Below are 17,164 nucleotides of genomic sequence, written 5' to 3'. Positions count from 1 at the left end.
CCGATGGCCGGTTATCTATAACCGGCATTGGAGATTTCCCATGGTCAGCATCACGTCTGTTTCGATCAATCAGACCGTCACCACGCCCACCAGCAAGACCTCGATTGCCGACACCGGCGACGACACCTCGACCACCGCGGCGGCCAGCACCGGTGTGAAGGCTGATACCAGCAAAGTCGCGGCGGGCGGCGGTGCGGCGCCGGCGGAGGACAGCAGCTCCAGCAGCGATGAATCGGACACGGTGAAAGAACTGCGCAAGCAGATTGCCGAGTTGCAGAAGCAGTTGCAGGAAGAACAGCAGGCGCTGCAAGCGGCCCAAGCCAAGCAGGAAAGTGAGGAAGCCAAGGCTGCGAATGTCGCGGCTGCGCAGTCGCAGATCGCGACAACGTCGGCTTCGTTGCAGACGGCGACAGCGGCGTTGTTGGCGGCGTTGCAGGATTCGGATTCGAGTACGTCTGGTTCGCTGGTCAGTACCTCCGCATAAGTTGCGGGCACAAAAAAGCCGCACGATTCAATAGTCGTGCGGCTTTGTTTTATCAGCCAATCAAGTGTCTTGCTTGTTGGTCAGCACCTTGCCAGTCGTTGCATCAAAGTCCACATCGAACTCTTTACCGTCAGCAGTACGCAATTCAACTTCATACTCATAACCATTGAAGTGGTTATCCAGGTCGGTGTCGGTGATGGTCGCGCCCGGATGCAGTTTCAGCGCTTGTTCGTTCATCGACTCCAACGACTTGATCTTGCCTTCCTTGACCAGTTGCGGGATCTGGTCAACGCGAACGTCAGCCTGGGCAAGGCCAGCGGTGAGGGTCAGGGCGGCAGCGGTAAACAGGGCAGTCAAAGTTTTCATCGGTTATTCCTTTGGGTGATTCGTTTAAGTGAGTTCAGGTTAATCGCTGCAACTTAATTCACCCTTAAAAATGCCGGACGGGTTTGCGTCGTTTGTTCAATCGCCGTTCGCCGGCAACTTTCATGCTCTGCTTTCAATTAAAGGAGGTGGACATGAAACGCATCTTTTCGTGGTTGTACGCGCCGTTGTTCTGGGCTGGATTTATTGGCGGCGCAACAGGGTTGGCGGGGCATTCGCTGCTGTGGTTGTTGCCGCTTTTTGTTTTAGCGCTGGCGGTATCGTTCGCGGCCGAATGGCTGCTGCCTTATGAAGTGAACTGGAATCGACCCGCCGGTGATCGTCGTCGCGACCTCCTGCACGCGCTGGTCAACGAAGCGCTGAATGCCCTCGGCCTGCTGGCATTGCCGGGGCTGGTGGCGCTGCTGGCAATTGACGGTGCGTGGCCGTCGAACTGGCCGCTTTGGCTGCAAGTGGCGCTGGCGATTTTCATCGCCGATGCCGGTGTGAGCCTGATGCATTACGCCAGCCATCGCGTGCCCTGGATGTGGCGGTTGCATGCGATTCATCACAGCGTCGAGCGGCTCTACGGGTTCAACGGTTTGATGAAACATCCGCTGCATCAACTGCTGGAGGCGACGGCGGGGCTGTTGCCGTTGCTGGTGCTGGGCATTCCGTCCGAGGTGGCGGTGTTGCTGGCGTTCGCCATTGCGATCCAGCTGTTGCTGCAGCATTCAAACGTCGACATGCGCGTCGGCCCGTTGCGCTGGATCTTTGCCTGGGCGCCGCTGCACCGGTTTCATCACATGAAGTACGGGCGCGCCGGCGACGTCAATTTCGGACTGTTCTTTACTCTTTGGGACTGGCTGCTGGGGACCGGTTTTTACACCGAGGATTACCGGATCCGCGAGGGCGATCTGGGCATCGGCAGTCGTCCGGATTTTCCCCGTAACTACGTGGCGCAGTTGCTCGATCCGTTCGAACCGGCAGTGCTGGGCAAGGAACCGAAAGTGCCGGACGGTTTGAGACGTTGAGTCAATCCAGCAGGCGCAATTCGATGTGCTGCAACGCCTGTCGCGCAGTCACGCCGAAGAGTTTTTTCAGGCTGCGGGAGAAGTGCGCCGAATCGGCAAACCCGGCGGCGTGTGCGGCGTCGGTTACCGGGCTGCCGGCGATTATCAACCCCATCGCCAGCCGCAATCGCCGCCACAAGACCAGTCGCCGCACCGGCAAACCGACATGACTGACGAACAACCGCTGCAACTGACTCAGCGACACATGGGCGGAATCGGCCACGGCGCTGGCGGCGACTTTACTCGACAGCGAAGCATCGACATTGGCGAGGGCCCGTTCGATTCGCGGGTCATTCAGAGGGCGACGCGGGCATTGGCCAATGGCGTGATTCAGTGTCGACAGCGACCACTCGATGTCGAACAGCGCATTGCGCAATGTCTCGGCATCAAACCGCAACGGTTCGGCATAAATGGTGAGTACCGGATCCGGCGCCTCGACAATCGCATGCCGAGTCTGCGAGGCAATCAGCAGGCGGGAAGTGGTGACGGGGTTGTCCTCGACCAGCACAGTCACCGGGCGGTCAGGGGCAAGCATCAGTTGGTGCGCATAGTGGGAGTGGGGCGCAGTGCGCCCCGACATCCCGTGGATCAGGCCATGGTCGTGCCCCAGCCAGAGGCGGCCTGTCCACGGGGTGTCCGGTTGCATCAGAAACCGTTGTTCTTCAACACCTGATCCACACTGGCGGCGGCCGGGCGTTTGTAGAACTTCAGCAGTTCGCTGGCGCGGTTGGTGAAGATACCGTCGACACCAGAGGCCATGACTTTCTCGAAGTCCACCGGCTCATCCACGGTGTAGACGTGCACCAGCAGGCCCTGATCGTGGGTGTACTTGTTCATCCATGGCTGAACCAGATCCGAATAGCTCTGATCGCCGCCGTGGGTCAGCTTCGCCGAAGGGCCGGTGCCGATCGCACCCTGGGCCTTGGCGTAGTCGATCCACTGCTTGAACTCGGCTTCGGATTTCGGCTCCTGCTTGCCGTAGAACGCGTTCTTGTCTTTCTCGCCGGATTCGGCAAAGGTCACTTTGGATTTCGGCTCGATGCTGCCTTCGCCGACCCACAGCAACAGGATTTTCGGCACCTGCGGCATTTCCTTTTGCAGCATTTCCAGGCTGCTCTTCTCGAAGGTTTGCAGGATCACCTTGCCGTTGCTCTCGCCGACGCTGGCGACGTTTTTAGCCGGTTTGGCGTCCGCCGGAATCAACCAGCCACGAGCCTGGAGTTTTTCCTTCAGGTCATGCTCGATCCCCGGGAACAGCTTCGGCTCCTTGGTTTCGATGTACAGACCGGGTTTGTGCTTTGGGTTGGCCTGGGCGATGTCGATGATTTCGTCGAGGGTCAGAATCTTCAGACCGACGTAGGACGGGCGCGCGCGGTCCGGGTACTTGGCGTTGTACCAGCTGCCGGCGTCGAGGGTTTTCAGTTCGGCCATGGTGAAGGCATTGGCCGGGCTGTCCTTGCGCTCCGGGAACTTGGTGGCGACGTCGGTGGTGCGCTGCAGGTTGTCGTCGTGCAGGGCGAACAGCACGCCGTCCTTGCTGCGCTGCAAGTCCATTTCCAGGTAATCGGCGCCCAGGTCGCGGGCCAGTTTGTAGGAGGCGGCGGTGGATTCCGGGGCATCGAAGGACGCGCCACGGTGGGCGATCACCGCCGGGTGCGGAATGCCCTGAGTGGCGGCCAGTGCGACGGGGCTCGACTGGCTGGCGGCGTGGGCCTGACCAAGGCCGAGCATCAGGCTCAGCAGCAGTGCGCTTTTAGTGAAAGTGGCGGGCATTATCGAGTTCCTTTCGCAGGCATTTTCAAAGATGTACCTTTTAACAACTCAAACGAAAGCGTGCTATCGCGAGACCGACATAAACGTACTGAAAGCGAATATTTCCGCACTTTTGTGCGTTCGTTTGCAGTACGCTTGGCCACGGCAACCGCCCCGGCAGAGGGCGAGCCACTCATTGCCCTGCGTGTAGACCATCGATCCTTTTCGTGAGGTTTACCATGCGCATCACATCGCAACTCATCTGCCAGGCCGCCGACGATCTCAAGGGTTTCGTCGGCCTCAACCGCAAGACCGGCCAGTACATCGTGCGCTTCAGTGAGGATTCGTTCGGCATGGACGTGGCCGATGACGGCATCATTCCGTGCAGCGAATTCGTCTGGGCGCCGGCCACCGGACAGACCATGACCCTCAAGCGTGAGCTGGTCCAGTTGCTGCTGGACCAGAACATCGATGACCGGATCAACATTACCGAGCCGTTGCGCGTTTATATGAATAAACGGGAAGTGCCGGAGATTGAGGCGGTGCGTAGTCTGGTGAAGGGCTGAGGTTCTGCTGCGACTGTTCCGGCCCTTTCGTCGGAACGCCGCCCGGGGCAAGCCCGCTCCCACAGGGTACTGCGCTGTTCTCAAGATCACGCGGTACCTGTGGGAGCGAGCTTGCTCGCGATGAGGCCAGTGAGTACACCCAATACTCACTGGCCGAACCGATACTCCCGCTCCACCCGACACACCCGCGTATGAAACGCCGAATACCACTCGGCCCGCCCGCGCGCCTGAATCACGCGGTGCTCCGGATGCTCGCGCCAGGCCAGAATCGCCGCTTCGCTTTCCCAGTACGAAATCGTAATCCCCACTCCGTCTGCCCCCCGGATCGAATCGATGCCGAGAAACCCCGGTTGTTCGGCAACCAACTCCATCATGCGCTCGGAGGCTTCGGTGTAGCCGTTGTCGCCCTCGGTACGGGTCGAAGTGAAGATCACTGCGAAACACTCAGTGTTCGGTTTCATCGACATTGCTCCGAGCAGGCTTCAACAAACGCCCGCACTAGTGGTGGCAACCGCCCCTTGAGCGCTGCGCGTTCCGGCTGGAACAGTGTGGCGACAAAGAACACATGGTTTTTCAGCTCAATGGCGCGCAGAGCGCCTGCCGAATCGTGACCCACGGCGTGTAGTTCATGGGTCAGTAACTCCCGTTCGAACTGCGGATTCACACCGTAGCGGCAGCGATAACCTTCGCGAATCTCCGACGTTTCGTACGCCTTGGCGATCAACGAACCGGGCACCAGATGAATGCTGTCCACCGCTTCCACCAACGAACACGTCAGCGGCGAGAGCACCGCGCGGCTGGCGTCGGGCGAGGTTTCGCCGTGCTCGGCGTCGGCCCAGCCCAGCACGTTGCGGGAAAATTCCAGTACCGCATGCTGAAAACCACCGCAAGTACCGAGGAACGGTCGCTGTTGCTCGCGGGCAAAGCGGATGGCTCGCAGGGCACCCTTTTCGCTTTTGTAGGGGCTGGCCGGCACGCACCAGAAACCGTCGAAATGTTCCAGCGGTGTTTCGGGCAGGATCCGGTCGGTGGGCAACCATTGGAAGTCGACCGGGTGGCGAAGGTGTTCCGACACCAGACCAAGGGCGATCGGGATGGCCTGGTGGGCGGTGACTTGCGGGTCGTAATCACCGATCAGGGCGATGCGCAGGGCTCTGGATTCCATGAGGACTCGCTGTGCTTGTTGAGGGATGGCGCTCACTATAGATTGGCGTTCACGCACTCGAAATTGGCGTTTACCCAAGTGATCAATGCAGCCATGCAATACCAGCTCGATTTCCCGGACCTGGCCCTGATCCTCGCTTTAGTGCGCGGCGGCTCTCTGGCCCGGGCCGCGCAGCTGTTGAAGGTCGATGTGTCGACGGTGTTTCGCGCTGTGCGCCGACTGGAAGCGTCACTGGGCCAGCAACTGTTCGAAAAAAGCCGCGCCGGTTATTTGCCCACCAGCCTCGCGCAAACCCTGGCCGAGCAGGCCGAACGCGCCGAGCAAGCTTTGGAAGCGGCGCGAATCGGAGTGGAGCAGGGCGGCGAAGTGGTCAGCGGCACGGTGCGCCTGACTTGTACCGACTCGGTGCTGCAAGGTCTGCTGTTGCCGGCGCTGGCGCAGTTCATGCCGAACTATCCGGCGCTGACCATCGAGCTGAGCACTTCCAACGATTTTGCCAACCTCAGCCGCCGCGATGCCGACATCGCCCTGCGCCTGACGCGTACACCGCCGGAGCATCTGGTCGGACGGCAGTTGGCGAAGATTTCCTACCGGGTCTGCGCCAGCGAGCGTTATCTACAAAATGTTGAAGCGGCCGATCTGGCAGCGCTGACGTGGATCGCCCCGGACGACTTCCTGCCCGATCACCCGACCGTCGCCTGGCGCCGCCAGCAGTTGCCCGGTGTGACGCCGAGCTATCGTTGCAACAGCATGCTGTCGGTGACGGAGTTGGTCCGCGCCGGACTGGGCGTGGCGGCGTTGCCGGACTTTCTGATCGGCGAGGGCCTGCAAGCCTTGAGCGAACCGTTGCATGGTTACGACACCGCGCTGTGGCTGCTGACCCGCCCCGACTGCCGCGCATTGCGCTCGGTGGTCACGCTGTTCGATGAACTGGGGCGGGCGTTGCGGTTGCCGTGATCGTGTTTAACCCGGTGCACGGTCGTTGGCGAACATGCTCACGGCCTCCACGGCTTCGCTGGCGCCGTCCCGGATTTGCAAAATCACCGTACCGGCCTGATCCGCCAGTTCGACACCCTGTGCCGCGCGACCCCGAGTGCCGTCCATGCTTTTGATCGCCTGACGGGTCTCACTCTGGATCAGGCCGATCATGTTGGAAATCTCCGCCGTCGAGCCGCTGGTGCGTGCCGCCAGCTGCCGTACCTCATCGGCCACCACCGCAAATCCGCGACCTTGCTCGCCGGCACGTGCCGCTTCAATGGCCGCGTTCAAAGCCAAAAGGTTGGTCTGATCGGCAATCGCGCGGATGGTGTTGACGATGGCCGTGATCTGCTCGGAGCGTTCGCCGAGCTGCGCGATCAAGGTTGAGGATTCGGCGATGTCGTCGGCAATTTCGCGCATTTCACTGGCCGCTTGCTGAATCACTTGCGTACCTTGCTCGGCGACTTTTCGGGTGGCCACCGAGATGTGATAAGCGGCGCTGGCGCTGCGCGCATCCTGTTCGTGCTGCTCGACCCGGGCGGTCACGTCCGAGGCGAACTTCACCACTTTGCACAAGCGGCCGGCAGCGTCGTAAACCGGGTTGTAGTTGGCCTCCAGCCACACGGTCTGCCCGCGTTTGTCGATGCGTTCGAACTGGCCCTGAAACAGTTCGCCCTGATTCAGCCTGCGCCAGAAATCCTGATAGGCGCTGCTGTTGACCAGTTGCGCGGTACAGAACAAACGGTGATGTTTGCCTTTGAGTTCGGCGAGGGTGTAACCCATGCGTGTCAGGAAATTCTGATTGGCGGTAAGGATATTGCCGTCGAGATCGAATTCGATCACCGCCATGGCACGGTCGATCGCCTGCAATTTCGCATTGGCTTCGCTCTCCTGCTGCACTTTGGCTGTGACGTCCATGGCGTACTTGACCACTTTTACCACCCGGCCCGAGGCGTCCTTGATCGGGTTGTAGCTGGCTTCGAGCCAGATCGGTCGGCCCTGGCTGTCGATACGTTCAAAGGTGCCGGACTGGAATTGGCCGCCTTTCAATCGCGACCACAACTCGGTGTACTGATTGCCACGGGCAAACTCTGGCGAGCAGAACTGACGATGGGCCTGGCCGATCACCTGTTCGCGGGTGTAACCCATGGTTTTCAGGAAATTGTCGTTGGCGCGCAGAACGACACCGTCGACGTCGAACTCGATCACCGCCATCGAGCGGTTGATCGCTTCCAGCAGGCCGGTTTGTTCAGTGAGGGTGTTCTGGAGATCGTCGAGGGCGGACTTGTGGCGATTGAAAAACATGCTCGTGGCACTCTGGAAATAGGGCTGAAGGTGGGGTCCCTGTTTCCGCGTCGGCCAACCAGTCATGTTGATGGCTGGCAGCAGTGTGCCAGCATCCCGGCTGACGGATTCACTTATACAAAACTTTATAAACTTGTACAAGAAGTCGATTTTATTCAATTTTGTACAAGTTTTTCAGGCGTTGGAGCGGCTCAACGCAACGTTGATCGTATTGCGTCCCGCATGTTTCGCGCTGTAAAGCGCCTTGTCGGAATCGTCGAACCATTCGAGGGCGTCGGCGTAGGCGGGTTGATAGCGGGCGAGGCCGATGCTGAGGCTGACTCGCAGCTCAGGGACCTCGGGGTGGCGGTATCGATCCATTGCCTGACGCAGCTGCTCCATCAGCGCTTCGGCCTTGTTCAGTGGCAGATTGGGCAGGATCACGCAGAACTCGTCACCACCGTAACGTCCGGCCAGCTCGCTTTCGTCGAGTACGAATTTCAACTCGTGACTCAATTGCCGTAGCACGGCATCGCCGACGATGTGTCCGTAACTGTCGTTGATCGACTTAAAATGATCGATATCGATCAGCGCCAGGATGGCTTGGGAGTTGTGCTGCCGGCACTGTTGGAACTTGAGGTGCAGCAGGTCTTTCCAGGCGCCGTGGTTGAGCAGGCCTGTCAGGCTGTCGGTGCGGCTCAGGGCGCTCAGGGTGCGTTTGTGTTCGGCGAGTTTGATCGCCAACCGGTAACAGACCATGCCCAGTGCCAGTGGATAAAGGGTCAGCATCGGCAGGCAGGCCCAGACCTGAGTCTGTGTGGCCGTGAGGGTGAATTTGACCCCGAATACCGACCAGCCCAGCAGCACGCCGATCACCTGGGCGAGGGCGCCGAGCAGGAACAGACGCTGGCCGCCGGCGGCCACGTTGTTCATGGTCATCATCGACAGGATGGTCACGGTGGTCAGCGGATTGAACTGGAAACACGCGGTCCAGAAACCGCCGCACATCGAGTCATAGAGCAGGTTGCGGCGTTCGGCGCGATAGGGAAAAGCCGAGCGGGTCGACCATTGATAGGCCGCGTGCGGCCAGAGAAAACCGTTGAACAGCAACAGCGCCCAGAGCCAGCCCGGCATGTTCAACGGATACAGCGCGGCACCGACACTGAAGAAACCGATGCCCAGTCCGATGGCCCGCGGCAGGTAAATGCGTCTGGCGAATGACAAGCCTTTGCCGCGTTTGTTTTCCATGATGTTCTGCGCCAGATTTATTCTGAAACACTTTGCAGTGTAATTCTTCAGAGCGACCGTTCATCGGTCAATGACAGACATTGTCATTTATTCCAGCGGGAAAATTCAGTGTCCTTGTGAGCCATTTACTGTGGCGCAGACCTGATCTAGAGCTGATAGCAGGCCAGAAACATGTCCAGTGCAGAGTCGACCACGGCATTTTGCGTGGTGCTGTCTAGCGAGGGCTGGCCCAGGGAGATCTGCGGCCAGAAGGCAAACGTCTTCAGCAGCCCCTGCACCTGATGGGCGGCGAATTCCGGGGCGACCGGTTTCAGCCGACCGTCCGCCTGAGCGGCGCGAATCCACACGGTCACGCTTTCCTCACGCTCACCCATGCGCGCCACCATGTTCTGTGCGCGTTCGGGCGAGTGGATCGCAGCCGCGATGGCGACACGGGCCAGATTCATGAAATTGTCGTCCGCCATCATCTGCAGTTTGGCCAGCAGCATCGTTCGCAATTGTTCGCGCAAAGGCTGATCGGGCTGATACGACACGGCTTGCTCGGTGCTGATCCGTGCCCACAACTGGTTGAGAATTTCGGCGAACAGCTCTTCTTTGCTCGGAAAATGGTTGTAAACCGTGCGCTTCGATACCCCGGCGGTAGCCGCGATCCTGTCCATGCTGGTGACCTCGAAACCGTTGGTACGGAATTCGGCGATCGCAGCCTGGATGATGGCTTCGCGTTTACGGTCGGTGAGGCGCTGGGGAGCTGTCATAAATTCGATTCGGCAGGAAAAGGGTGAAATTACACTCGGCAGTTTACTTGTCATCGGGTTTGATGCAACCTAGAAAGTACACCGCTCAGTGTAATGTTGCGTTAATCGGTGCAACCTAAAACCAGATGTCCGGCTGATGCGTGCGTGCCTTGGCCATTTATCGTCCCACCGTGGAAAGCCGAGAATTGCGCGGTGTTTCCGGAGTCATTCAGTCATGGCCAGATCCATTGCTTCTGCGGGCAGTCAAAAACCTGAACCTTCGCGTCAGGCCGAAGGCGTATTCCGCAACCACGCGCCGGTGCAGCGCGAAGGTTTGCGCAAGATGTTGCGGATCATGTGGAACATGATCTTCCACAAACCGCGCAACACACGGCCGGCGGCGGCCATTCCGGTACAGCCACTGACCCGCGCGGACCTGATCGCGGCGCCCAACCACAGTGTTTACCGCCTCGGTCACTCGACCTTGCTGCTCAAACTGCAAGACAAGTTCTGGATCACCGACCCGGTGTTTGCCGAGCGTGCCTCGCCGGTGCAATGGGCCGGGCCGAAACGCTTTCACCAGCCACCGATCAGCATCGATGAATTGCCGCCGATTGAAGCGGTGATCCTGTCGCACAACCACTACGACCACCTCGACTACGAAGCGGTGTTGAAACTGGCGGACAAGGTCAACGTCTTCCTGACCCCGCTGGGCGTCGGCGACACCCTGATCAAATGGGGCATCGATGCCGGCAAGGTTCGCCAGTTCGACTGGTGGCAGGGCACCGAAGTCGCCGGCATCCGCTTCATCGCCACCCCGTCGCAGCACTTCTCCGGCCGTGGCCTGTTTGACGGCAACCAGACCCTGTGGGCTTCTTGGGTGATCATCGACGGCGACACGCGAATTTTCTTCAGCGGTGACAGCGGCTACTTCGACGGTTTTAAACGCATTGGTGAACAGTACGGCCCCTTCGATCTGACCCTGATGGAGACTGGTGCCTACAACGTCGAATGGCCTTACGTGCACATGCAACCTGAGGAAACCCTGCAAGCCCACCTCGACCTCAAGGGCCGCTGGCTGCTCCCGATCCACAACGGCACGTTCGACCTGGCAATGCATGCCTGGCATGAGCCTTTCGACCGAATTCTTGCGCTGGCCTGGGAGCGCAGTGTGTCGATCACCACGCCGAAAATGGGCGAGGCGTTCAACCTGATGCAACCGCAACGTGGGGACGCGTGGTGGTTGGAAATGGAACAAGAGATGTCAGAAAAAGGGCGTGCTGCTTGTAGCGGCTACAGGGCTGGGTGAGTTTTCCTACCGGCACTGGTTCTTGTTGCTGACAGCCGTTTCCTGCGGCTTCGGTAGGCTTGGTCGCGAGTGAAATGACTCACTCGTGATTGGCTTAAACAAGGATTAGAAAATGAAATTCCGCTTTAAACGCAGCATGAATGCGCTGGCGCCGGCCATCCTGCTTTCTCTGACCAGCAGCGTTGCCCTCGCGGCGCCTTCCAATGCAGCACTTGAGTACGCAAGCGCCAGCGAGCTGAGTGCGATGATGGTCAGCAACGAATTGACATCCGTCGCACTGGTTCAACACCTCATCACACGCATTGCGGATCTGGACAAGCAAGGCCCGACCCTCAACGCCATTGTCGAAATGAATCCCCAGGCACTCGACATCGCAGCCGCGATGGACAACGAGCGTGCGCAAGGCAAGAGCCGTGGCCCGTTGCACGGAATCCCGGTGCTGTTGAAGGACAACTTCGATACCGCTGACAGCATGCAAACCAGTGCCGGCTCAATGGCCATGATCGGGCTACCGGCGGCTCAAGATGCTTTTACGGTTAAACAACTGCGCGATGCCGGCGCCATCCTGCTGGGCAAGGCCAACATGAGCGAGTGGTCGGGGATGCGTGACATGTCTCTGCCCTTGGGGTGGAGCGGGCGCGGCGGCCAAGGGAAAAATCCTCATGTGTTGAGTGAAAGCACCTGTGGTTCCAGTTCCGGCCCAGCGGCAGCGGTGGCAGCAGGTTTCACACCACTGGCGTTGGGGACTGAAACCAATGGTTCGATCAGTTGCCCGGCGTCAGCCAATGGTGTGGTCGGTGTCAAACCGACGCTGGGGCTGTTCAGCCGCTCCGGCATCGTGCCGATCACCCGCCTGCAAGACACGCCGGGCACGCTTACTCGTACCGTTCGGGATGCCGCGCTGCTGTTCAACGTCATACAGGGCGTTGACGCCTCGGACAGCGCCACTGCCGACGCACCCACTGGCGTCGACTACACCACACTGCTTTCCAAGGAAGCCTTGCGAGGAAAACGGATCGGTTATCCGATCGCGTACACAGGGTCTCACGATACGAAGCTGAGCCCGAGTCTTGAGATGCTGTTGGCTCTGGCAACTCTGGAGGAGCAGGGCGCCACGCTGGTCCCATTGACTGTGCGCCTTCCGGATATCGATGACTACATCAACGGCCTGATGGGCGGAATGAAACATGAACTGCCCGAATATCTCGCCAGCCGCCAGGGTTTACCGATCAATTCCCTGAAGACGCTGATCGACTTCAACCAGGCCAATCCCGGTGAAGAGAAATACGGCCAGGAGATGCTTGAGGCCATCAATGCGTCCGCGCTTTCCCATCAGGAGGCGAGCACACTGATTACAACCATCAGCCAGAACTTCAAGGAAGCCATCGATGAGCAGGTGCGTGAGCACAATCTGGATGCCCTGTTCGCCGAATCGGATGGCTTTTCCCAGTTCTCCGCTGCCACCGCAGGCTACCCGGCAATCACCTTGCCCTCGGGCATGAGCGATGACGGCACGCCGACCTCCGTGTTCTTCTACGGCCAGCAGTGGAGCGAGCCACAGTTGTTTGCCATGGCATACAGCTACGAACAGGCTTCGATGGAATTGCGGCATCCGGGGTTCAAGGAGTAAACACCTTGTTGGCAGTGCGTTGTCTTCGACTATTTGAAGCACTGCCGTATCAAGCGAACACCACCTCAATTCGGCCCTCTTTGCGAGAGCGGGGGGCCGGTTTGACCACAATCTGCACATCTCGGCCGAGGTGGGAAAGGCATTCCATCATCTTGGCCTCACTGATGCCGCGGAATTTTCCTCTCAGCATTTCGGATAGCTTGGGTTGTGATAACCCCAGGATTTCAGAAGCTTGAGATTGAGTGAGATGACGCGCTTTGATGATTTCACCGATCTTTGCGCAAAGCTGTGACTTGATCCTCATCTCATTGGCGTTTGGTATCTCTAGATCCTCGTAGATGTTCCCTCTGCTTTCTTCGATTCCAATCAATTTCGAGTTCCTTCCGCGTGTGGGCCGACCTCAACGGGTCTTTTCAATCAGCCATTGCATAAGTTTCGCGATCAACCGACGTGGGCATCGCACCTCTGACATTCCCCCCACGCCCCGGCGCAAACCCCGGAAAGAACACCAGCCCCTGCGCCTCAAACCGATAGGTCAACGCCAGCCGCACCTCATCCGCCACGTCCTGTTGCGCTTCGAACCGCTGAATGTCGTCTACTGAAACCTTGGCCTCTCGCGCCAACTGTTCAATGCTCCAGCCCAACATCCCTCGGGCCTGGGCGCAATGGGTCGGGGTGAACTGGAAAAGGGCGATACGTTCGAGGATGAGGTTCATCGCTGAAGAGGCCATGGTGTGCTCCGGGCTCGAGAGTGCTGATGGAAAATGTACTGTGTTTTTGTACAGTTGTTTTCGGCCGGGATCAAACGCATTTTTTGATTTGCCCTAGTTCGCCGCCTCCAACCAGACGGACGGTGCCTGACCGAGGATCCGGCGGAACATCATCGAGAACGCCGCCGGGCTGTCATAGCCGAAATCCAGGGCAATCCGCGTTACCGCTTCACCCGCCGCCAGGCGTGCCAGCGCCAAGACCACGCAGGCGCGCTGGCGCCATTGACTGAAACTCAGGCCAGTCTGCTGACGAAACAGTCTGTTGAAGGTGCGTAAGCTTACGTGCAGCTGATCGGCCCATTGCTGGGGGGATTGGTGGGCATTCGGCTGATGCAGAAAGGTCTGACACAGTTCGAGCAGTCTTCCGTCAGACGGCAGCGGGATATGCAACGGCAACGGTGCACTGCGCACCAATTCATGCAGCAACAGATCGATCAGTACGCCGTCGCGCCCGGTCAGGTCATAGGTCAGCGGCAACTCCACGGCTTCCATCAGCAAGTGCCGCATCAACGGCGACACACTGATCACCTGGCAACGCTCACCCAGGTCCACCACCCCCGGCTCGACATACAAACTGCGAGTGCTGACCCCCAGCATCAACACCTCATGCGCCACCCCCGGCGGGATCCACACCGCCCGCTGCGGCGGCACCACCCAGTTGCCGTCATGCGTGCTGACCTGCATCACCCCGGTCGCGCCGTACAACAATTGCGCCCGTCGATGCGTATGACGTGGCAACAGACAGCCGTGGGAATAATCCGTACCGATCGCTACCACCGGGCGCGGCGTGTCATCCAGCAGATTGATCGAAACATTGCGCATCGAGCGGCACCCGGCAGTTGGCGTAAACGCAAACATTATTGGCTGACTTGCTGAAGCAGGCCAAGCGCCGCCGCTCTATCGTCGACCGCTCCCAAACAACGGACGACACGCCATGTTCTACCTCCTGCTGACACTCTTCGGCTGCCTGACCGGCGTCACCGCCGTGCTCTTCGGCTTCGGCGGCGGCTTCGTCGTCGTGCCACTGCTGTACCGCATGCTCACCGCGAACCACGGCGCCGACGACCCGATCAGCCAATCCGCCATGCACATCGCCGTCGCCACCTCGACCTGCGTGATGATCGTCAACGCCCTGGTCGCCACCGACAAACATCGCCGCGCCGGCAACCTTGTCCGTGATTACATTTGGCCCTTGGGTGGGTTCATCGGATTGGGCTCGGTCGTCGGTGCAATCGCAGCAGTCTGGGTCAGCGGCGAAGTCATCCGTTATGCCTTCATCGCCTACCTCGGCGTGACGATTGTCGACTGTCTGCTGCGACGCGGATTTCTCACACAGTCTGAAGGCGTCATCCCACGGCGATTGGGAACAGTGGAAACTTCTGGCGGTGGTGTAGGCATCGGCGCCATCGCAACCTTTCTCGGTGTAGGAGGAAGCGTCATGACCGTGCCGTTGTTGCGGCGTTGCGGGTTGAGCATGTCGCAGGCGACGTCGATGGCCAATCCGTTGAGCGTGCCCGTGGCGCTGGCGGGAACGCTGACGTACATGCTGATCGCGGGGTTCAGTGAGACAGAACTCGGGCCATGGTTTATCGGGTATGTGGATCTGCTGGCGTTTGCGGTGCTGACGCTGGGCTCGATGTTGGGGATTCGACTGGCCACACGGTGGATCGGGCGGATACCGGATCGGGTGCATGCTTGGGTTTATATTGGATTGTTGGTTATTGTGATGGTGGTAATGTCGGTTAAGTAGTCGTCAATCGACAGCCCCATAATCGACCACTTCCAGTATTTATTAGAGATCAAGGATGCTGATCTTCAACTGCACCGAAGCTGCCAGCAAGTTCTTCAGTCGTGTCCACCAGGGCAAAAAGATCACCCCGGTGGATTTCGCCCCGCCATCATCAACCATCGAAGATGATGAGATGGACAGTGGTGTCGAGCAGTGGCTGGTGCATGCGATCACCGTGCAACGAAAGCATGTACTCTTCGCCATGCATATCAAGACTCGCTATTGCATGGTTTTCGCCGACATGAAAAAGGCCGATCTGGATGCATTTGTGGGGCAATTCGCTGATCGCTGGTTCAACGGTGTAATGCTTCATGCAACCCATCACGGGCTCTCCGAGTGGATTGATATTGAACCGTTGATTGAGCGATTCCAGCGGATGTGTCGACCGCAGCAGTTCTATCGCCGCAGCCATCGCAGCGCACAGAAACACATCGATGAAGTTGCCTGGGTCTTCCAGGACAAGGCTGCAGGGGCAGGTTGTCTACCGCCTGACGAAGTCGCAGCCATGGTGTTCGACGCGCAGATGAACGACACCCCAAGAAACAGCAAGGGCGCCAAGGGTTACTACTACCCGGATGAGGAGATGACCGTTCATTGGCTTCGTCGTTATTGCGCTCTGGATGAGGACGAAGTTCAAGCGGCCAAGGACCGGCGCAAGCAAATTTATCGGGAGATCGCAGCAGCCGAGCAGGAAGCTTGGCTGAAAGAGTACAAACGGCGAAACTCGATTACTTAAACAACCCCCGCCATAATCCGCCCCGCATTCACCAGCGCCGGCACTCACGTCCCGGCGCGACCTCCGACTCACTCAGGGATCGATCCATGCTCAAGGGACTGTTGCGCCTGGCGCCATTTGCCGCCGCGTTGTTTTCACTGCTTTCCACCGCTCAGGCTGACGATGGTAGACGTGTGTTCACTGGCACGCTGGGCAAGACCCCGATTGTGGTCGAGCTCAACACCCAGCAGCAGGACGAAGTAACCGGCCGGTACTTCTACGAGAAATACCACCGCGACTTACCCCTCAGCGGCGCGTTGCAGGACAGCACGCTGACGCTGGTCGAGGGCAACAATCGCTACGGCGATGACAAGCCTTTGCCGACCCTCAAGCTGGAAGAAACCGCCAACGGCTGGCAGGGCGAATGGCAAAGCCCTCAGGGCAAAAAGCTTTCGGTGCAACTCTCCGAGGCCAAACTCGCGGCGCCGACCTCCACCACGTTGCCTTTCATCGCCACGCTGCCCGCCAGCGAACCGTACGAATATCTGCGGCTACAGGGGCTCAAGCTCAAAGCCACGAAGAAAGAAGATTTCATGGGCTACACCCTGCAGTGGTGGACGGAGCCCGAGTCGAAGATTGCCTTGTTTACCGTGGAATCCGGCCTGCCGAAAGATGACCTGCAGCGGGTCAACCAACAGTTGCTCGGGCGCTTGTGGAGCGAGGTCATCAGCTATCACGGCTGCCAGTTGCAGGGCGGGGAGAACGTCGAGTTCATGCAACAAGCCCAACCGCAACTGATCTCGCCAGCCGTGGTCAGCCTGAATATCTCGACCAGCTATTACTGCGGCGGCGCGCATCCGGACTTCGGCGATTCGCCGCTCAACATCGACGTGAACACTGGCCATCCATTGTCGCTGGAAGATGTGCTGTGGGTAGGCGAGGGCAAACCTCTACTGCACGCCGAGCGCGACAGCCTGGGCGATCAACCGCTGAACGAAAAAGAAAGTGCAGCGCGCTCGACTTACCAGCGCGAAGTGCTGGTGCCGTGGCTGATAAAGCAACTCACCGCGCTCTACCCGAAAGAAATGAAGAAACCGGCGGAGGGCGATGAAGACAGTTGCGACTACACCGATGAAAGCATCTGGGGTTATCCGTCCTGGCACTTCACCCCGAAAGGCCTGTACCTGGGCGCCTACTTCGCACGCGTCGCCCGCGCCTGCGATGCGCCGGACTGGTCAGTCCTGCCGTACTCCCTGATCAAACAACACCCCGGCGCCGTCAAACTGCAACTGCCCCAGGGCTGA

19 protein-coding genes and 2 pseudogenes are annotated in these 17,164 nt (G+C 59.2%); 9 read left to right on the top strand and 12 right to left on the bottom strand.

Translation table 11 applies throughout. From position 1 onward, the window contains the following. Positions 1-40: 40 nt before the first annotated feature. Positions 41-484, top strand: coding sequence for a hypothetical protein (locus IHQ43_RS22155; RefSeq protein ID WP_192562110.1), 444 nt, complete (start codon positions 41-43; stop codon positions 482-484). Between the two features lie 60 nt (positions 485-544). Here the strand turns inward: IHQ43_RS22155 and IHQ43_RS22150 are convergent, their stop codons facing one another. After that, positions 545-850: a PepSY domain-containing protein gene (locus IHQ43_RS22150; protein ID WP_007951089.1), complete on the bottom strand. Its 306-nt coding sequence runs from the start codon at positions 848-850 to the stop codon at positions 545-547. A gap of 152 nt (positions 851-1,002) precedes the next feature. Here IHQ43_RS22150 and IHQ43_RS22145 point away from each other — a divergent pair, with 152 nt between their 5' ends. Then, on the top strand, positions 1,003-1,881 hold the full coding sequence (locus IHQ43_RS22145) for a sterol desaturase family protein (RefSeq protein ID WP_192562109.1): 879 nt from the start codon (positions 1,003-1,005) through the stop codon (positions 1,879-1,881). A gap of 1 nt (position 1,882) precedes the next feature. On the opposite strand, the gene IHQ43_RS22140 is transcribed toward IHQ43_RS22145, so the two are convergent. Both IHQ43_RS22140 and IHQ43_RS22135 read right to left on the bottom strand, forming a co-directional pair. After that, complete coding sequence (locus IHQ43_RS22140) at positions 1,883-2,566, bottom strand: helix-turn-helix transcriptional regulator (RefSeq protein WP_192562108.1); 684 nt, start codon at positions 2,564-2,566, stop codon at positions 1,883-1,885. Further along, a complete protein-coding gene (locus tag IHQ43_RS22135; RefSeq protein WP_192562107.1) occupies positions 2,566-3,693 on the bottom strand; it encodes a glycerophosphodiester phosphodiesterase in 1,128 nt (375 codons plus the stop codon). Before IHQ43_RS22135 ends, IHQ43_RS22140 begins: the two co-directional genes overlap by 1 nt. Positions 3,694-3,911: 218 nt before the next feature. Here IHQ43_RS22135 and IHQ43_RS22130 point away from each other — a divergent pair, with 218 nt between their 5' ends. Next, positions 3,912-4,238, top strand: a complete 327-nt coding sequence (locus tag IHQ43_RS22130) for a DUF2025 family protein (protein ID WP_192562106.1) — start codon at positions 3,912-3,914, stop codon at positions 4,236-4,238. A 146-nt stretch (positions 4,239-4,384) separates the two neighbouring features. Here IHQ43_RS22130 and IHQ43_RS22125 read toward each other — a convergent pair whose 3' ends face one another. Further along, the gene (locus IHQ43_RS22125; protein WP_192562105.1) at positions 4,385-4,699 is read right to left on the bottom strand and encodes an antibiotic biosynthesis monooxygenase family protein; all 315 of its coding nucleotides are present in this window, start codon (positions 4,697-4,699) and stop codon (positions 4,385-4,387) included. Further along, complete coding sequence (locus tag IHQ43_RS22120; RefSeq protein ID WP_192562104.1) at positions 4,696-5,403, bottom strand: CTP synthase C-terminal region-related (seleno)protein; 708 nt, start codon at positions 5,401-5,403, stop codon at positions 4,696-4,698. The genes IHQ43_RS22125 and IHQ43_RS22120 overlap by 4 nt, the downstream gene beginning before the upstream one ends. Positions 5,404-5,418: 15 nt before the next feature. On the opposite strand from IHQ43_RS22120, the gene IHQ43_RS22115 reads away from it, so the two are divergent. Further along, complete coding sequence (locus tag IHQ43_RS22115; protein WP_192562103.1) at positions 5,419-6,360, top strand: LysR family transcriptional regulator; 942 nt, start codon at positions 5,419-5,421, stop codon at positions 6,358-6,360. Positions 6,361-6,366: 6 nt separating this feature from the next. On the opposite strand, the pseudogene IHQ43_RS29855 reads toward IHQ43_RS22115, so the two are convergent. From IHQ43_RS29855 to IHQ43_RS22100, 4 genes and pseudogenes are all read right to left on the bottom strand, one after another. After that, positions 6,367-6,804 (bottom strand): annotated as a pseudogene (locus IHQ43_RS29855) (methyl-accepting chemotaxis protein); the annotation flags it as partial. Positions 6,805-6,912: 108 nt separating this feature from the next. After that, positions 6,913-7,596 (bottom strand): annotated as a pseudogene (locus IHQ43_RS29850) (PAS domain-containing protein); the annotation flags it as partial. Positions 7,597-7,860: 264 nt separating this feature from the next. Continuing rightward, positions 7,861-8,913, bottom strand: coding sequence for a diguanylate cyclase (locus IHQ43_RS22105; RefSeq protein WP_192562101.1), 1,053 nt, complete (start codon positions 8,911-8,913; stop codon positions 7,861-7,863). A 146-nt stretch (positions 8,914-9,059) separates the two neighbouring features. Then, the gene (locus IHQ43_RS22100; RefSeq protein ID WP_192562100.1) at positions 9,060-9,668 is read right to left on the bottom strand and encodes a TetR/AcrR family transcriptional regulator; all 609 of its coding nucleotides are present in this window, start codon (positions 9,666-9,668) and stop codon (positions 9,060-9,062) included. Between the two features lie 214 nt (positions 9,669-9,882). On the opposite strand from IHQ43_RS22100, the gene IHQ43_RS22095 reads away from it, so the two are divergent. Continuing rightward, positions 9,883-10,956, top strand: a complete 1,074-nt coding sequence (locus IHQ43_RS22095) for an MBL fold metallo-hydrolase (protein WP_192562099.1) — start codon at positions 9,883-9,885, stop codon at positions 10,954-10,956. Between the two features lie 112 nt (positions 10,957-11,068). Continuing rightward, the gene (locus IHQ43_RS22090; RefSeq protein WP_192562098.1) at positions 11,069-12,586 is read left to right on the top strand and encodes an amidase family protein; all 1,518 of its coding nucleotides are present in this window, start codon (positions 11,069-11,071) and stop codon (positions 12,584-12,586) included. A gap of 49 nt (positions 12,587-12,635) precedes the next feature. Here the strand turns inward: IHQ43_RS22090 and IHQ43_RS22085 are convergent, their stop codons facing one another. The 3 genes from IHQ43_RS22085 to IHQ43_RS22075 form a co-directional block, all read right to left on the bottom strand. Next, on the bottom strand, positions 12,636-12,956 hold the full coding sequence (locus tag IHQ43_RS22085; RefSeq protein ID WP_192562097.1) for a helix-turn-helix domain-containing protein: 321 nt from the start codon (positions 12,954-12,956) through the stop codon (positions 12,636-12,638). Between the two features lie 43 nt (positions 12,957-12,999). Continuing rightward, positions 13,000-13,317 carry a helix-turn-helix domain-containing protein gene (locus tag IHQ43_RS22080; RefSeq protein ID WP_192562096.1) on the bottom strand — a complete coding sequence of 106 codons (318 nt, stop codon included), beginning with the start codon at positions 13,315-13,317 and terminating at the stop codon, positions 13,000-13,002. A gap of 93 nt (positions 13,318-13,410) precedes the next feature. Continuing rightward, a complete protein-coding gene (locus IHQ43_RS22075) occupies positions 13,411-14,178 on the bottom strand; it encodes an AraC family transcriptional regulator (protein ID WP_192562095.1) in 768 nt (255 codons plus the stop codon). A 112-nt stretch (positions 14,179-14,290) separates the two neighbouring features. On the opposite strand from IHQ43_RS22075, the gene IHQ43_RS22070 reads away from it, so the two are divergent. The 3 genes from IHQ43_RS22070 to IHQ43_RS22060 all read left to right on the top strand — a co-directional run bounded on the left by IHQ43_RS22070 (position 14,291) and on the right by IHQ43_RS22060 (position 17,164). Continuing rightward, a complete protein-coding gene (locus tag IHQ43_RS22070; protein WP_192562094.1) occupies positions 14,291-15,106 on the top strand; it encodes a sulfite exporter TauE/SafE family protein in 816 nt (271 codons plus the stop codon). A gap of 55 nt (positions 15,107-15,161) precedes the next feature. Continuing rightward, entirely contained in the window at positions 15,162-15,881 is a 720-nt protein-coding gene (locus IHQ43_RS22065; protein ID WP_192562093.1) for a DUF6933 domain-containing protein, read from the top strand. 86 nt (positions 15,882-15,967) lie between these two features. Beyond that, positions 15,968-17,164 carry a hypothetical protein gene (locus tag IHQ43_RS22060; protein ID WP_192562092.1) on the top strand — a complete coding sequence of 399 codons (1,197 nt, stop codon included), beginning with the start codon at positions 15,968-15,970 and terminating at the stop codon, positions 17,162-17,164.

This window comes from Pseudomonas gozinkensis, from assembly GCF_014863585.1.
Taxonomy (GTDB): Bacteria; Pseudomonadota; Gammaproteobacteria; order Pseudomonadales; family Pseudomonadaceae; genus Aquipseudomonas; species Aquipseudomonas gozinkensis.
Note: the sequence above shows the minus strand (reverse complement) of the source record. Positions and strands in the feature narration are given on the sequence as shown.

What these genes read in the sequence shown, in the direction of transcription:
- IHQ43_RS22155 (WP_192562110.1), top strand. Translation starts at nt 41, where the DNA reads ATGGTCAGCATCACGTCTGTTTCGATCAATCAGACCGTCACCACGCCC.
- IHQ43_RS22150 (WP_007951089.1), bottom strand. Translation starts at nt 850, where the DNA reads ATGAAAACTTTGACTGCCCTGTTTACCGCTGCCGCCCTGACCCTCACC.
- IHQ43_RS22145 (WP_192562109.1), top strand. Translation starts at nt 1,003, where the DNA reads ATGAAACGCATCTTTTCGTGGTTGTACGCGCCGTTGTTCTGGGCTGGA.
- IHQ43_RS22140 (WP_192562108.1), bottom strand. Translation starts at nt 2,566, where the DNA reads ATGCAACCGGACACCCCGTGGACAGGCCGCCTCTGGCTGGGGCACGAC.
- IHQ43_RS22135 (WP_192562107.1), bottom strand. Translation starts at nt 3,693, where the DNA reads ATGCCCGCCACTTTCACTAAAAGCGCACTGCTGCTGAGCCTGATGCTC.
- IHQ43_RS22130 (WP_192562106.1), top strand. Translation starts at nt 3,912, where the DNA reads ATGCGCATCACATCGCAACTCATCTGCCAGGCCGCCGACGATCTCAAG.
- IHQ43_RS22125 (WP_192562105.1), bottom strand. Translation starts at nt 4,699, where the DNA reads ATGAAACCGAACACTGAGTGTTTCGCAGTGATCTTCACTTCGACCCGT.
- IHQ43_RS22120 (WP_192562104.1), bottom strand. Translation starts at nt 5,403, where the DNA reads ATGGAATCCAGAGCCCTGCGCATCGCCCTGATCGGTGATTACGACCCG.
- IHQ43_RS22105 (WP_192562101.1), bottom strand. Translation starts at nt 8,913, where the DNA reads ATGGAAAACAAACGCGGCAAAGGCTTGTCATTCGCCAGACGCATTTAC.
- IHQ43_RS22100 (WP_192562100.1), bottom strand. Translation starts at nt 9,668, where the DNA reads ATGACAGCTCCCCAGCGCCTCACCGACCGTAAACGCGAAGCCATCATC.
- IHQ43_RS22095 (WP_192562099.1), top strand. Translation starts at nt 9,883, where the DNA reads ATGGCCAGATCCATTGCTTCTGCGGGCAGTCAAAAACCTGAACCTTCG.
- IHQ43_RS22090 (WP_192562098.1), top strand. Translation starts at nt 11,069, where the DNA reads ATGAAATTCCGCTTTAAACGCAGCATGAATGCGCTGGCGCCGGCCATC.
- IHQ43_RS22080 (WP_192562096.1), bottom strand. Translation starts at nt 13,317, where the DNA reads ATGGCCTCTTCAGCGATGAACCTCATCCTCGAACGTATCGCCCTTTTC.
- IHQ43_RS22075 (WP_192562095.1), bottom strand. Translation starts at nt 14,178, where the DNA reads ATGCGCAATGTTTCGATCAATCTGCTGGATGACACGCCGCGCCCGGTG.
- IHQ43_RS22070 (WP_192562094.1), top strand. Translation starts at nt 14,291, where the DNA reads ATGTTCTACCTCCTGCTGACACTCTTCGGCTGCCTGACCGGCGTCACC.
- IHQ43_RS22065 (WP_192562093.1), top strand. Translation starts at nt 15,162, where the DNA reads ATGCTGATCTTCAACTGCACCGAAGCTGCCAGCAAGTTCTTCAGTCGT.
- IHQ43_RS22060 (WP_192562092.1), top strand. Translation starts at nt 15,968, where the DNA reads ATGCTCAAGGGACTGTTGCGCCTGGCGCCATTTGCCGCCGCGTTGTTT.